Here is a 14,439-nt window from a genome sequence, read left to right as displayed (position 1 = left end):
CTGTTATTAGATGATTACTGATTCTTCTACTACTGTTACAAGACGGAAACGTTTGTCTTTAGAAAGAGGACGTGTTTCCGCGATGCGAACGATATCGCCCACTTTAGCGACGTTGTTCTCATCGTGTGCTTTATATTTTTTCGTGTAGTTTACACGTTTGCCATAAAGTTTATGACGAACCTTTGTTTCTACTGCGACGACGATCGTTTTGTCCATTTTGTCAGACACGACGCGACCAGTGAACACTTTACGGTTGTTGCGTTCCATGAGTGTTACCTCCTCTCAAGAATCCGATGTAATTAGGCGTTGTTGATGCCGAGTTCGCGTTCACGAAGAATCGTTTTAGCACGCGCAATCGACTTGCGTACTTCACGGATACGAGCAGGATTCTCAAGCTGACCTGTAGCAAGTTGGAAGCGCAGGTTAAAGAGTTCTTCTTTCCACTCGCCCACTTTACCGTTGAGCTCTTCAGTTGTTGATTGACGGAGATCAGTTGCTTTCATTCGTATCACCACCATTTTCTTCACGTTTCACGAACTTACATTTCACTGGAAGTTTGTGCGATGCAAGACGAAGTGCCTCACGTGCCACTTCCTCAGATACACCTGCGATTTCGAACATTACTTTGCCAGGCTTAACTACAGCTACCCAGCCTTCTGGAGCACCTTTACCCGAACCCATTCGGACTTCGAGAGGCTTTTTAGTGTAAGGTTTGTGTGGGAAGATCTTGATCCACACTTTACCACCACGTTTCATATAACGTGTCATTGCAATACGTGCTGATTCGATTTGACGGTTTGTAATCCAGCTCGCTTCGAGAGCTTGGAGACCGAACTCACCGAAGTGTACAGTTGTGCCGCGTTTAGCGTTCCCGCGCATTTTACCACGGTGTACACGACGATATTTCACGCGTTTAGGTAACAACATAGTGTGTTGCCTCCTTCCTGAAAGAGTGTTTATTATTCAGCGTTTTTCGCTGTGTTGTTTTTTGTTGGAAGAACTTCACCGTGGTATAACCAAACTTTTACGCCGATTTTACCGTAAGTTGTGTCAGCTTCAGCTGTTCCGTAGTCGATGTCGGCACGGAGTGTGTGAAGTGGAACTGTTCCTTCCGAGTATTTCTCTGAACGAGCGATATCAGCGCCACCAAGACGACCAGAAACTTCTGTTTTGATCCCTTTGATGCCTGTGCGCATCGAACGTTGAATTGATTGTTTCATTGCACGACGGAATGATACACGACCTTCCAATTGACGAGCAATGTTTTCTGCTACAAGCTTCGCTACAGCGTCAGCATTTTTCACTTCAACAACGTTGATGTGAACGCGTTTTCCGTCAGCGAGTTTTGTGATGTGTTTACGGAGTGATTCGATTTCAGAACCACCTTTACCGATTACCATACCTGGCTTCGCAGTGTGAAGCGAAATGTTCACGCGGTTTGCAGCGCGTTCGATTTCAACTTTAGAAACACTAGCATCCTTCATTTTGTTTTCGATGTATTCACGAATAACGAAGTCTTCATGAAGGAGATCAGCGTAGTCTTTCTCAGCGTACCAACGCGAATCCCAGTCTTTGATAACACCAACGCGAAGACCGTGCGGATTTACCTTTTGACCCACTACATATCCCTCCTTATTTCTCAGTTACCACGATGTGGATGTGGCTTGTGCGTTTGTTAATGCGGCTTGCGCGACCCATCGCACGTGGGCGGAAGCGTTTGAGTGTTGGACCTTCGTTGACAAAAGCTTCTGTTACAACAAGGTTCTCAATGTTCATATCGTAGTTGTGCTCTGCGTTAGCAATCGCTGATTTTAATACTTTCTCAACGACTGGCGATGCTGCCTTGTTTGTGTGAGCAAGGACAGAGAGCGCTTCGCCGACTTGTTTCCCGCGAATTAAGTCTACAACGAGACGTGCTTTGCGAGGAGCAAGACGGACCATATTAGCTGATGCTTTAGCTTGCATGGATTTGACCTCCCCTCAAATTACCGTTTCGTTTTCTTGTCTGATCCGTGACCTTTGTACGTGCGTGTTGGAGCGAATTCACCAAGTTTGTGACCAACCATGTCTTCTGTCACGAATACTGGTACGTGTTTACGACCATCGTGTACACCGAACGTGTGACCCATGAATTCTGGGAAGATCGTCGAGCGACGTGACCAAGTTTTGATGACTTGCTTCTCACCAGATTCGTTGATTTTATCAACTTTAGCGAGCAAGTGGTGATCTGCGAATGGACCTTTTTTCAAGCTGCGACCCATGTTAGAACCTCCCTTTGGAATGATTCGGGAACGGCCCTTTCGAACCGCCCGAGAATCATGTAGTAATTATTTCTTACGGCGACGAAGGATGTACATGTCGCTCGATTTGTTTTTCTTACGAGTTTTAAGACCAAGAGCTGGTTTACCCCAAGGAGTAAGTGGGCCCGTACGACCGATTGGCGCACGACCTTCACCACCACCGTGTGGGTGATCAACCGGGTTCATTACAGAACCACGTACTGTTGGGCGTTTGCCTAACCAACGTGAACGTCCTGCTTTACCGATGTTTACGAGTTCGTGTTCTTCGTTACCAACTGAACCGATTGTCGCGCGGCAAGTGCCGAGGAACAAACGTGATTCACCTGATTGAAGACGAACGATGACGTACTTGCCGTCACGTCCTTGGATTTGTGCCGATGCACCAGCCGCACGAACTAGCTGACCGCCTTTACCAGGCTTAAGCTCGATGTTGTGGATTGTTGTACCGACAGGGATGTTTACGAGTGGAAGAGCGTTCCCCACTTTGATATCCGCTTCAGGACCAGACATGATTTCCATGCCCACTTTGATGCCCTTAGGAGCGAGGATGTAACGTTTCTCACCATCTACATAGTTGATGAGTGCGATGTTAGCTGAACGGTTTGGATCGTATTCGATCGTTGACACACGTCCTGCAACGCCATCTTTGTTACGTTTGAAATCGATGATACGGTATTTACGCTTGTGACCGCCACCTTGGTGACGAACAGTCAAGCGACCTTGGTTGTTACGTCCGCCTTTTTTCGAAAGCTTTTCAGTTAACGATTTTTCAGGGCGATTCGTTGTGATCTCTGCAAAATCAAGAGATGTCATGTTACGACGACCGTTAGTGGTCGGCTTAAACTTTTTGATTGCCATCGAGGATTCCCTCCTTTTCTTCTAAGGTAGTTAATTAACCGAGGAAGTCGATTGTGTTGCCTTCAGCAAGAGTTACGATCGCTTTTTTACGGCGAGCTGTGTAACCAGCGTGACGACCGACACGTTTCGCTTTCGGTTTGTAGTTCATTGTGTTTACCGAAGCAACTTTCACGTTGAAGATTGTTTCGATAGCGTGTTTTACTTGCGATTTAGTCGCTTTTACGTCGATTTCGAAAACGTATTTGTTAGCTTCCATGAGGCTAACTGAACGTTCAGTAATGATCGGACGTTTGATGATATCGTATGCTTGTGCCATTATGCAAGCACCTCCTCTACCTTCGCAACCGCATCTTTAGTGAAGATGACTTTGTCGTTAGCAACGAGGTCAAGAACGTTTACGCCTGCTGCGTCGATCACAGTCACTCCTGGGATGTTACGAGCTGCGAGAGCGATAGTCTCATTGTAGTCCGCTGTGACTACAAGAGCCTTACGTTCTACTGATAGGCTGTTGAGTACAGCAGCCATATCTTTTGTTTTTGGTGCATCGAAAGCAAGGCCTTCGAGGACGATGAATTCGTTGTTTTGTACTTTCGACGAAAGTGCCGAGAGAAGTGCTAAACGACGAACTTTCTTAGGAAGTTTGTAAGAGTATGAACGTGGTGTTGGACCGAAGACTGTACCACCACCAACCCATTGTGGTGAGCGGATAGAACCTTGGCGCGCACGACCAGTTCCCTTTTGTTTCCATGGTTTACGGCCGCCACCGCGTACTTCCGAGCGACCTTTCGTATCGTGAGTACCTTGACGGCGTGATGCTTGTTGCATGACGATTGCGTCGTAAAGTACTGATTCGTTTGGCTCGATTCCGAAGATGGCTTCTGCCAATTCGATTTCGCCAACTTGTGAACCTGTTTGGTTAAGCAAAGCTACTTTAGGCATTCGTAATTCCTCCTTTCCGTGCAGTTAATTAGTTACCTTTGACCGCTGTTTTGATGATGACGTTCGATTTACGAGCGCCTGGAATAGCACCTTTCACGAGGAGAAGGCCGCGTTCCACATCAACTTTAACGATTTCAAGGTTTTGAATTGTTTTACGCTCTCCACCCATTTGACCAGGAAGAAGTTTCCCTTTGAATACGCGGTTAGGAGCGACAGGACCCATCGAACCAGGACGACGGTGGTAGCGCGAACCGTGAGCCATTGGTCCACGTGATTGTCCGTGACGCTTGATCGCACCTTGGAATCCTTTACCTTTCGATGTACCTGTAACGTCTACTAATTCACCTGCAGCGAAAATGTCTGCCTTAATCTCTTGACCGATTTCGTATCCTTCTACTGAAGTACGAACTTCTTTGATGAAGCGCTTAGGTGTCGCGTTTGCTTTCGCAGCGTGACCTTTTGATGGTTTGTTTTGACGTGATTCTTTGATGTCTCCGAAACCAAGTTGAACTGCTTCGTAACCGTCTGTATCAACTGTTTTAAGTTGAAGAACGACGTTACCTTCGACAGCAACTACTGTTACCGGTACAACTTCGCCTGCTTCGTTGAAGATTTGAGTCATACCAAGTTTTGTTCCTAAGATTCCTTTAGCCATGAGATACACCTCCTGTTAATAATTAATTGTCTCTTCTGGCTAGTATCTACTATATGAAGAATTAAAGTTTGATTTCGATGTCTACACCTGATGGTAACTCGAGACGCATAAGCGAATCGACTGTTTTCGGTGTTGGGTTTACGATGTCGATCAAGCGTTTGTGTGTACGCATTTCGAACTGCTCACGAGCATCTTTGTACTTGTGGACCGCACGAAGGATCGTGTAAATCGATTTTTCAGTTGGGAGCGGGATTGGACCCGATACCTTTGCACCTGAGCGCTTCGCAGTTTCAACGATTTTCTCAGCTGATTGATCGAGAACGCGATGGTCATATGCTTTTAAACGAATACGAATTTTTTCATTTGCCATGTTTATTTCCCTCCTTTGTCGCCTACTTTAAAAATAGACAATTCTCCGCGGAAATTTCCACACCGGCCATGGCAATGCTGCCTGGCGTGTCATAACCTCCCGCTTCAACGCAGCGTGCTTGTGTCAGCAGAGGCATCCGATCATTGCAAATCAACGATTGGACCCATGTTCTGCTGTAAAGTCTCTCACCACTCGCACAAACACTTAATCATTATATCTAATCTGGTCATGGAATGCAAGATTAGATTTTTGAAGTCGCCGGTTGTCTGATGAGTTGCTCAACGTTCCCTAATGTAACAAGATTTACGAGCTTTTGCAAGTAAAAATTCATTCTTTTATTGAACTATTTTTTAAACGAACTCCCATGTCAACTCTACCTAGCGTTTCATTAACCCGCCAAACCGCTCTGTTACCTCTTCTATGACCGATTGCGGGGCTCGTTTCAAACAGTCTTTGACAATTCCTTCATTAATAGAGTTTGTCTTGAAATAGCTGACCAATGACGCTAGTTTATCCTCACGCCCGATGACCGTGTAAAGGACGACCCACTCCTCTAGGTGCATCCATTGCCCATCTGGTTCAATGAAAGGATGCGTATAGATTCCGTCTGTGCACTTCATCCGGAAACTAGACATGACGTCCACATCCGTTCTCTCGAATACGTACTCTCCAAAGTAGGTGGTTACGTATGCCTCGTGTGGGTCAGAGGCTTTCTTCTCCCCGGCGCGACTTAGTATGCAATCGATCTTTTCAAACTGATCCGGTTCAACAAAGACATCGATGTCATTCGTTACCTCGACGATGCCATGGTGCTTTAACAGTTGTGAGCCACCGATGCGATACTCAATCCCATTCAGGCGACAAATTGTCTCCAATTGCTTCAGCATGACGTCACTCCTTTCTCGTATGCCTCATCTTACCATGTCATCATGAAAACACAAAAAAGCAGCCCGCATATTGCGGACTGCTTGAAGTTGTTCAGATGAGTCAATCGATTACTCGATGATTTCTGTTACTGAACCAGCACCTACAGTACGGCCACCCTCACGGATAGAGAAACGTGTACCGTCTTCGATCGCGATTGTAGAAATCAATTCGACCGTCAACTCGATGTTGTCTCCTGGCATTACCATTTCAGTACCTTCTGGAAGGTGAACGATACCTGTTACGTCAGTTGTACGGAAGTAGAACTGCGGGCGGTAGTTCGCGAAGAATGGCGTGTGACGGCCACCCTCTTCTTTAGAAAGAACATAGATTGATGCTTTGAATTTAGAGTGTGGTGTGATTGAACCTGGCTTAGCAAGTACTTGTCCACGCTCGATGTCCTCACGTGATACACCACGGAGAAGTGCACCGATGTTGTCGCCAGCTTCAGCGTAGTCGAGAAGCTTACGGAACATCTCTACACCAGTACATACAGTTTTCTTAGTTTCTTCTGTAAGACCAACGATTTCAACTTCGTCGTTGACGCGGAGAACACCACGCTCAACACGACCAGTCGCTACAGTACCACGACCAGTGATTGAGAATACGTCCTCAACAGGCATCATGAAGTCTTTATCAGTGTCACGAACTGGTTCTGGGATGTACTCATCAACAGCGTTCATGAGTTCCATAACTTTTTCTTCCCACTGAGCTTCACCGTTAAGTGCGCCAAGTGCAGAACCTTTGATTACAGGGAGGTCGTCGCCTGGGAAGTCATATTCAGAAAGAAGTTCACGGATTTCCATTTCAACGAGTTCGAGGAGCTCTTCATCGTCTACCATGTCAACTTTGTTCATGAAGACTACGATGTAAGGAACACCTACTTGACGTGAAAGAAGGATGTGCTCACGTGTTTGTGGCATTGGGCCATCTGTTGCAGATACAACGAGGATTGCTCCGTCCATTTGAGCAGCACCAGTGATCATGTTTTTAACATAGTCAGCGTGTCCTGGGCAGTCAACGTGTGCGTAGTGACGCTTTTCAGTTTCGTACTCGATGTGAGCTGTTGCGATTGTGATACCGCGTTCGCGCTCTTCTGGAGCACCATCGATTTGGTCAAACTTAGTAGCTGTTTTACCTTGTGCACGTGAAAGTACAGCAGAGATTGCTGCAGTCAAAGTTGTTTTACCGTGGTCAACGTGGCCAATTGTACCAATGTTAACGTGCGGCTTAGAACGGTCGAATTTTTCTTTACCCATTCTAGATTCCTCCTCTATTAAACGATTAGTTTTATTTAACTAGGAAGACGTAGGTTACTTTTAACATACGTCCTCCTTAGCTTACAACAATCAATCTAGCGATACAACCGTTATTAGCCGTTCGCTTTTTTGACGATTTCTTCAGCAATTGATTTCGGTACTTCTTCGTAATGATCGAAGTGCATCGAGTACGTTCCACGTCCTTGCGTACGTGAACGAAGTGATGTTGCGTAACCGAACATTTCAGAAAGTGGAATCATCGCTTTAACAACTTGAGCGTTACCGCGAGCTTCCATACCTTCTACGCGTCCACGGCGTGACGTAACGTCACCCATGATGTCACCCATGTATTCTTCTGGGATAACAACTTCAACACGCATCATTGGCTCAAGGATAACAGCTTTCGCTTGGTCCTTAAGTTGTTTAACCGCCATCGAAGCAGCAACTTTAAACGCCATCTCGTTCGAGTCGACATCGTGGTACGATCCGAATACGAGACGAGCTTTAACGTCTACTACTGGGTAACCAGCGAGGATACCGTTTTCGAGAGCTTCTTCAATCCCGTTTTGAACAGCTGGGACGTATTCACGTGGTACAACACCACCGACGATCTTGTTCACGAACTCGAATCCAGCGCCTTCTTCGTTCGGCTCGAATTCTACGACAACGTGACCGTACTGACCGCGTCCACCAGACTGACGAACGAATTTCGAATCGATCTTCGCAGCGCCACGGATTGTTTCACGGTAAGCAACTTGTGGTGCACCAACGTTAGCTTCTACTTTGAATTCGCGACGCATACGGTCAACGAGGATGTCAAGGTGAAGCTCACCCATACCAGAGATGATCGTTTGACCAGTCTCAGGGTTTGTTTCAGTGCGGAATGTTGGATCTTCTTCTGCGAGTTTCGCAAGAGCTTGACCCATTTTATCTTGGTCTGCTTTCGATTTAGGCTCGATTGCAACCGAGATAACTGGTTCTGGGAACGTCATTGACTCGAGAACGATGTTATCTTTCTCAGTACAAAGCGTGTCACCAGTAGTCGTGTCTTTGAAACCAACAGCAGCGGCGATGTCACCAGCGAATACCATTGGAATCTCTTCACGGCTGTTTGCGTGCATTTGAAGGATACGACCGAGACGCTCACGCTTCCCTTTAGTCGAGTTCTTCACGTATGATCCTGCTTCAGCTGTACCAGAGTACACGCGGAAGAACGTCAATTTACCGACGTAAGGGTCAGTCATAACTTTGAACGCAAGTGCTGAGAATGGAGCTTCATCAGAAGGCTCACGTGTGATTTCTTCTTCTGTATCGAGGTTGATCCCTTTGATTGACTCGACATCAACTGGTGATGGGAGGTAATCAACAACGGCGTTAAGCATAAGCTGAACACCTTTGTTCTTGAAGGCAGAACCAACGAGTACAGGGTAGAATTCAACGCTAAGTGTCGCTTGACGGATCGCAGCTTTCAATTCTTCAATTGAAATTTCTTCACCTTCAAGGTACTTCATCATCAACTCTTCGTTGAAGTCAGCAACACCTTCGATCAATTGACCGCGAAGTTCTTCAGCTTGGTCAGCCATGTCAGCTGGGAAGCCATCAATCACTTCGATGTCAGTACCGAGGTCGTTGTTGTACATGTAAGTCTTCATTTCAACGAGATCGATGATCCCTTTGAAGTTGTCCTCTGCTCCGATTGGGAGTTGAATCGCGTATGCGTTCGCATGAAGGCGCTCATGAAGCGTCTTCACAGAGTACAAGAAGTCTGCGCCGATTTTATCCATCTTGTTGACGAATACGACACGTGGTACACCATATGTCGTCGCTTGACGCCATACAGTTTCTGTTTGTGGTTCTACACCTGACTGAGCGTCAAGTACAGCAACAGCACCATCAAGTACGCGAAGTGAACGTTCAACTTCTACTGTGAAGTCTACGTGTCCAGGTGTATCGATGATGTTTACACGGTGACCATTCCACTGTGCAGTTGTCGCAGCCGAAGTGATCGTGATACCACGCTCTTGCTCCTGCTCCATCCAGTCCATTTGTGAAGCACCTTCGTGCGTTTCACCAATTTTATGGATACGACCTGTGTAATAAAGAATACGTTCAGTTGTTGTCGTTTTACCGGCATCGATGTGAGCCATGATCCCGATGTTACGAGTATTCTTTAGGGAGAATTCTCTTGCCATACTGGGTATTCTCCTTCCGCATATTTGATTTTCGTGTGTTGGCACACGATATGATTATACCCGAAAGCCACTCCGTTAAGCCACGCTTGGCGGAGTGGGCTTTACGATTAAATTACCAACGATAGTGAGCAAACGCTTTGTTTGCCTCTGCCATCTTATGCATGTCTTCGCGTCTCTTAACAGATGCACCAGTGTTGTTGGCTGCATCCATGATTTCGTTCGCGATACGTTGCTCCATCGTCTTTTCGTTGCGGAGACGAGCGTAGTTCACGAGGTAACGAAGACCAAGTGTTGTACGGCGCTCTGGACGAACTTCAACAGGAACCTGGTAGTTAGCTCCACCTACGCGGCGTGCCTTAACTTCAAGTACAGGCATGATGTTGTTCATTGCTTCTTCGAACACTTCCATAGGCTCTTTGCCTGAGCGTTCAGCGATGAGGCCAAATGCGTTGTAAATGATAGTTTGAGCTGTACCTTTTTTACCGTCTAACATGACACGGTTAATGAGGCGAGTTACCAATTTCGAGTTGTAGATCGGATCTGCGATAACGTCACGACGTTCTGCACGGTTTTTACGCATCCGAGTACCCTCCTTTCAAGATTTCAATTGTATTTTTAGTTGGCGAGAATTACTTCTTCGCAGCTTTCGGACGTTTCGTACCGTATTTAGAACGGCCTTGCATACGTCCGTCCACACCTGCAGTGTCAAGCGCACCACGAACGATGTGGTAACGTACCCCTGGTAAGTCTTTTACACGTCCTCCACGGATAAGAACAACGCTGTGCTCTTGAAGGTTGTGGCCAATACCTGGGATGTACGCAGTCACTTCGATTTGGTTAGTCAAACGAACACGAGCATACTTACGAAGCGCCGAGTTCGGTTTCTTCGGAGTCATTGTACCAACACGTGTACAAACACCACGCTTTTGTGGTGAGCTCACGTTTGTTTGTGACTTGATGAAACTGTTGTAACCTTTGTTAAGTGCTGGAGAGTCAGATTTAACGACTTTCGATTTACGTCCTTTACGGACTAACTGGTTAATAGTAGGCATCTTTGAAGATCCTCCCTTCCTGAATGTTGCTATTTTCTAGTCCCACCGACCCGGGTGGTTCATTTAAGGTCATAACGAAACGTTTTTACGAGGCGTAGGCATTCCATGACCTCGCAAAAACGTGAGTTATACCTTGAAAGTGGCAATTGTAGCAGCCAAACCTTCCCGTAGAAAGTTCGGATGGACGTCCAAGTAGCTTGCCGACTGCTGGACACCGTTGTCATCGACAACAACCGATTGGCGGCACTAAATCATAGTAGCACCGCCAACCTGCGCTGTCAAGACGTATTTTATTCGACCGTTGTATCTTCGAGAGCAACTGGTGCCTCATCTTCTTCAAGTTTCACATCACGGTAGACAGCCATTCCAGTACCAGCCGGAACGAGTTTACCGATAATGACGTTCTCTTTGAGTCCAAGGAGGTAGTCGCGCTTCCCTTTGATTGCCGCATCAGTCAAGACACGAGTCGTTTCTTGGAACGAAGCTGCTGAGAGGAACGAATCTGTCTCAAGCGAGGCTTTCGTGATTCCAAGTAGGACCGGTTTTGCAGTCGCCGGGTGTTTCCCGTCACGAATCGCACCTTTACACGCTTCTTTGAAGACGCTGATGTCGACAAGTGATCCAGGGAGAAGTGGCGTGTCACCAGACTCGATGACTTTAACACGACGAAGCATTTGGCGAACCATAACCTCAACGTGCTTATCACCAATTTCTACCCCTTGCATCCGATAAACTTTTTGAACTTCTTGGAGAAGATAGTTTTGAACACCAGATACACCACGGACGTTCAGCAATTCTTTCGGATCGATCGAACCTTCCGTGAAGACTTCACCGGCTTCAACTGTATCACCAATTTGGACGCGGAGACGAGCTCCGAATGGAATCGTGTATGAACGTGTCTCACTGAATCCTTCGACCGTGAGCTCACGCTTGTCACGTGATTCAGTGAAGTCGATGACCGTACCAGAGATTTCCGAGATGACCGCTTGACCTTTCGGGTTACGGGCTTCGAATACCTCTTGGATACGTGGAAGACCTTGTGTGATATCGTCTCCGGCAACCCCACCAGTGTGGAAGGTACGCATTGTAAGCTGCGTTCCTGGCTCACCGATCGATTGCGCGGCGATGATACCGACGGCTTCTCCGACTTCAACGTTTGATCCAGTCGCCAAGTTGCGTCCGTAACATTTCTTACATACGCCGTGTGACGTGTTACATGTGAAGGCTGTACGAATTTCAACTTGTTCAACACCCGCATCAACGATGATGCGTGCGATATCTTCTGTAATCAATTCGTTCTTATCGATCAACACTTCGCCCGTTTCAGGGTGTGTGACCGTTTCGAACGATGTACGTCCGACGAGTCGGTCGTACAAGCTTTCGATTTCTTCCGTACCCTCGCGGAGTGCAGACACACGGATTCCGCGGTCTGTTCCACAGTCTTCTTCACGGATGATGACATCTTGCGCCACGTCAACAAGACGGCGCGTCAAGTAACCTGAATCGGCTGTCTTCAAGGCTGTATCGGCAAGACCTTTACGAGCCCCGTGAGTCGAGATGAAGTACTCTTGAACCGTCAGACCTTCACGGAACGACGATTTGATTGGAAGTTCGATGATGCGACCAGATGGAGCGGCCATCAAACCACGCATACCCGCAAGCTGCGTAAAGTTAGATGCGTTACCACGGGCACCAGAGTCAGACATCATGAAGATCGGGTTCAAGCGGTTGAGGGATTTCATCAATCGAGATTGAATTTCATCCTTCGCTTCGTTCCAAGCACGTACTACGCGCTCGTAACGCTCATCTTCTGTGATGAGACCGCGACGGAACGACTTCATGATTTGGTCGACTTGAGTTTGTGCCTCATCCAAGATTTCCTGTTTGTCAGGAAGTACGATGATATCAGCAATCCCAACCGTTACACCCGCTTTTGTCGAGTGCTTAAAGCCAAGATCTTTCATCCGGTCAAGCATGCGGCTTGTTTCAGTCGTTTCAAACTTCTGGAACACTTCCGCGATGACTTTCCCGAGGAATCCTTTTTTGAACGGATCGATGATTGGACGTGATGCGATTTCTTCCGCAACATTCGTCCCTTTGTCGATGAAGTACTTGTCAGGCGTTGCTTCCTGCAAGTTTTCCATCGTTGGCTCGTTCAAGTAAGGGAACGTATTTGGCAAGATTTCGTTAAAGACCATCTTCCCAACTGTCGTAATGAGCAATTTCTCGTTCTGTTCGTCTGTGAACGTCGGATTGTTGAGCGTACGTGCCGGAAGAGCCACACGCGAGTGCAAGTGGACATATCCGTTTTGGTAAGCAATCAACGCTTCGTTGACGTTCGAGAACACTTTTCCTTCACCGACGGCATCTTCACGTTCAAGTGAGATGTAGTAGTTACCGAGGACCATATCCTGCGATGGTGTAACAACCGGTTTACCGTCTTTCGGGTTCAAAATGTTCTGTGCAGCGAGCATGAGAAGGCGTGCTTCCGCTTGTGCTTCTGCAGAAAGTGGAACGTGGACAGCCATTTGGTCACCATCGAAGTCGGCGTTATAAGCCGTACATACGAGTGGGTGAAGGCGAATCGCACGACCTTCAACAAGAATCGGTTCGAATGCTTGAATACCAAGGCGGTGAAGTGTCGGGGCACGGTTCAAGAGAACCGGATGCTCACGGATGACTTCTTCAAGGACGCCCCAGATTTCAGGTTGCATCTTCTCGATTTTACGTTTTGCGTTCTTAATGTTTGAAGCGATGCCGCGACCGACAAGTTCTTTCATTACGAACGGTTTGAAGAGCTCAAGTGCCATCTCTTTTGGAAGACCACACTGATACATCTTCAAGTTTGGTCCTACGACGATAACCGAACGTCCTGAGTAGTCGACCCGTTTACCGAGAAGGTTTTGACGGAAACGACCTTGTTTCCCTTTCAACATATGTGAAAGCGATTTGAGCGGACGGTTACCAGGACCTGTTACCGGACGACCACGACGACCGTTGTCGATGAGAGCATCAACCGCTTCTTGAAGCATACGCTTCTCGTTTTGCACGATGATATTCGGCGCGCCGAGGTCGAGCAAACGTTTGAGACGGTTGTTCCGGTTGATGACTCGACGATACAAATCGTTCAAGTCAGATGTTGCAAAGCGTCCTCCGTCGAGCTGTACCATTGGGCGAAGCTCTGGCGGGATGACAGGAAGTACTTCAAGGATCATCCAGTCTGGATTGTTTCCTGAAGTGAAGAACGCGTCAAGAACTTCCAAGCGCTTGATCGCACGAGTACGACGCTGACCTTGGACAGTTTTCAACTCTTCACGAAGCTCACCCACTTCTTTTTCAAGATTGACGTCTTGAAGAAGTGTACGGATTGCTTCAGCACCCATGTCTGCTTTGAAGTCGCTACCGTATTTTTCACGATAGAGACGGAATTCTTTTTCCGAGAGAAGTTGTTTCTTCTCAAGCGGTGTGTCACCTGGTTCTGTTACCACGTAAGATGCGAAGTAAATGACTTCTTCAAGTGCACGTGGTGACATATCGAGAACAAGCCCCATGCGGCTTGGAATCCCTTTAAAGTACCAGATGTGCGAAACTGGTGCCGCGAGCTCGATATGGCCCATTCGCTCGCGACGCACTTTCGCTTTCGTCACTTCAACGCCACAGCGGTCACAAATGACTCCTTTATAACGGATTCGTTTGTATTTCCCGCAGTAACATTCCCAGTCTTTCGTAGGACCGAAGATTCGTTCACAGAACAATCCGTCCTTCTCTGGTTTAAGTGTACGATAGTTGATCGTTTCCGGCTTTTTGACTTCACCGTAAGACCACGAACGGATCTTCTCTGATGAAGCCAAGCCGATTTTCATATATTCAAATCGATTAACATCTACCAA

Annotated in this window: 17 protein-coding genes; all 17 read right to left on the bottom strand. The window is 47.1% G+C overall.

The genetic code is table 11. The annotated features are described in order from the left end of the window. Positions 1-6: 6 nt before the first annotated feature. Positions 7-267 (bottom strand): 30S ribosomal protein S17, encoded by a 261-nt coding sequence (gene rpsQ, locus P400_RS0103200; RefSeq protein WP_012727668.1) that lies wholly within the window; start codon positions 265-267, stop codon positions 7-9. Positions 268-299: 32 nt separating this feature from the next. Further along, a complete protein-coding gene (gene rpmC / locus P400_RS0103195; RefSeq protein WP_026824838.1) occupies positions 300-503 on the bottom strand; it encodes a 50S ribosomal protein L29 in 204 nt (67 codons plus the stop codon). After that, positions 490-927, bottom strand: coding sequence for a 50S ribosomal protein L16 (gene rplP / locus P400_RS0103190; RefSeq protein ID WP_012727670.1), 438 nt, complete (start codon positions 925-927; stop codon positions 490-492). The genes rpmC and rplP overlap by 14 nt, the downstream gene beginning before the upstream one ends. A gap of 32 nt (positions 928-959) precedes the next feature. Beyond that, complete coding sequence (gene rpsC / locus P400_RS0103185; RefSeq protein WP_026824837.1) at positions 960-1,619, bottom strand: 30S ribosomal protein S3; 660 nt, start codon at positions 1,617-1,619, stop codon at positions 960-962. 13 nt (positions 1,620-1,632) lie between these two features. Next, positions 1,633-1,965 carry a 50S ribosomal protein L22 gene (rplV, locus tag P400_RS0103180; protein ID WP_024372186.1) on the bottom strand — a complete coding sequence of 111 codons (333 nt, stop codon included), beginning with the start codon at positions 1,963-1,965 and terminating at the stop codon, positions 1,633-1,635. Positions 1,966-1,985: 20 nt separating this feature from the next. After that, positions 1,986-2,261 carry a 30S ribosomal protein S19 gene (gene rpsS, locus P400_RS0103175; RefSeq protein WP_026824836.1) on the bottom strand — a complete coding sequence of 92 codons (276 nt, stop codon included), beginning with the start codon at positions 2,259-2,261 and terminating at the stop codon, positions 1,986-1,988. Between the two features lie 66 nt (positions 2,262-2,327). Further along, positions 2,328-3,158, bottom strand: a complete 831-nt coding sequence (rplB, locus tag P400_RS0103170) for a 50S ribosomal protein L2 (RefSeq protein ID WP_026824835.1) — start codon at positions 3,156-3,158, stop codon at positions 2,328-2,330. A gap of 34 nt (positions 3,159-3,192) precedes the next feature. After that, positions 3,193-3,474 (bottom strand): 50S ribosomal protein L23, encoded by a 282-nt coding sequence (gene rplW / locus P400_RS0103165; RefSeq protein WP_026824834.1) that lies wholly within the window; start codon positions 3,472-3,474, stop codon positions 3,193-3,195. Beyond that, positions 3,474-4,097: a 50S ribosomal protein L4 gene (gene rplD, locus P400_RS0103160; protein WP_026824833.1), complete on the bottom strand. Its 624-nt coding sequence runs from the start codon at positions 4,095-4,097 to the stop codon at positions 3,474-3,476. Before rplD ends, rplW begins: the two co-directional genes overlap by 1 nt. A 28-nt stretch (positions 4,098-4,125) precedes the next feature. Next, positions 4,126-4,752 (bottom strand): 50S ribosomal protein L3, encoded by a 627-nt coding sequence (rplC, locus tag P400_RS0103155; RefSeq protein WP_026824832.1) that lies wholly within the window; start codon positions 4,750-4,752, stop codon positions 4,126-4,128. Between the two features lie 61 nt (positions 4,753-4,813). Further along, positions 4,814-5,122, bottom strand: coding sequence for a 30S ribosomal protein S10 (gene rpsJ / locus P400_RS0103150; RefSeq protein ID WP_026824831.1), 309 nt, complete (start codon positions 5,120-5,122; stop codon positions 4,814-4,816). Between the two features lie 377 nt (positions 5,123-5,499). After that, complete coding sequence (locus tag P400_RS0103145) at positions 5,500-6,009, bottom strand: hypothetical protein (protein WP_026824830.1); 510 nt, start codon at positions 6,007-6,009, stop codon at positions 5,500-5,502. Positions 6,010-6,117: 108 nt separating this feature from the next. Further along, positions 6,118-7,305 carry an elongation factor Tu gene (gene tuf, locus P400_RS0103140; RefSeq protein ID WP_026824829.1) on the bottom strand — a complete coding sequence of 396 codons (1,188 nt, stop codon included), beginning with the start codon at positions 7,303-7,305 and terminating at the stop codon, positions 6,118-6,120. A 113-nt stretch (positions 7,306-7,418) separates the two neighbouring features. Beyond that, a complete protein-coding gene (gene fusA / locus P400_RS0103135) occupies positions 7,419-9,497 on the bottom strand; it encodes an elongation factor G (RefSeq protein WP_026824828.1) in 2,079 nt (692 codons plus the stop codon). A 112-nt stretch (positions 9,498-9,609) separates the two neighbouring features. Continuing rightward, positions 9,610-10,077, bottom strand: a complete 468-nt coding sequence (rpsG, locus tag P400_RS0103130; protein ID WP_026824827.1) for a 30S ribosomal protein S7 — start codon at positions 10,075-10,077, stop codon at positions 9,610-9,612. A 49-nt stretch (positions 10,078-10,126) separates the two neighbouring features. Further along, positions 10,127-10,549 carry a 30S ribosomal protein S12 gene (rpsL, locus tag P400_RS0103125; RefSeq protein WP_012727683.1) on the bottom strand — a complete coding sequence of 141 codons (423 nt, stop codon included), beginning with the start codon at positions 10,547-10,549 and terminating at the stop codon, positions 10,127-10,129. A gap of 290 nt (positions 10,550-10,839) precedes the next feature. Continuing rightward, on the bottom strand, positions 10,840-14,439 hold the full coding sequence (gene rpoC / locus P400_RS0103120; protein WP_026824826.1) for a DNA-directed RNA polymerase subunit beta': 3,600 nt from the start codon (positions 14,437-14,439) through the stop codon (positions 10,840-10,842).

Source organism: Exiguobacterium marinum DSM 16307, assembly GCF_000620845.1.
Taxonomy (GTDB): domain Bacteria; phylum Bacillota; class Bacilli; order Exiguobacteriales; family Exiguobacteriaceae; genus Exiguobacterium; species Exiguobacterium marinum.
This window is presented reverse-complemented; position numbering and strand designations above follow the sequence as displayed.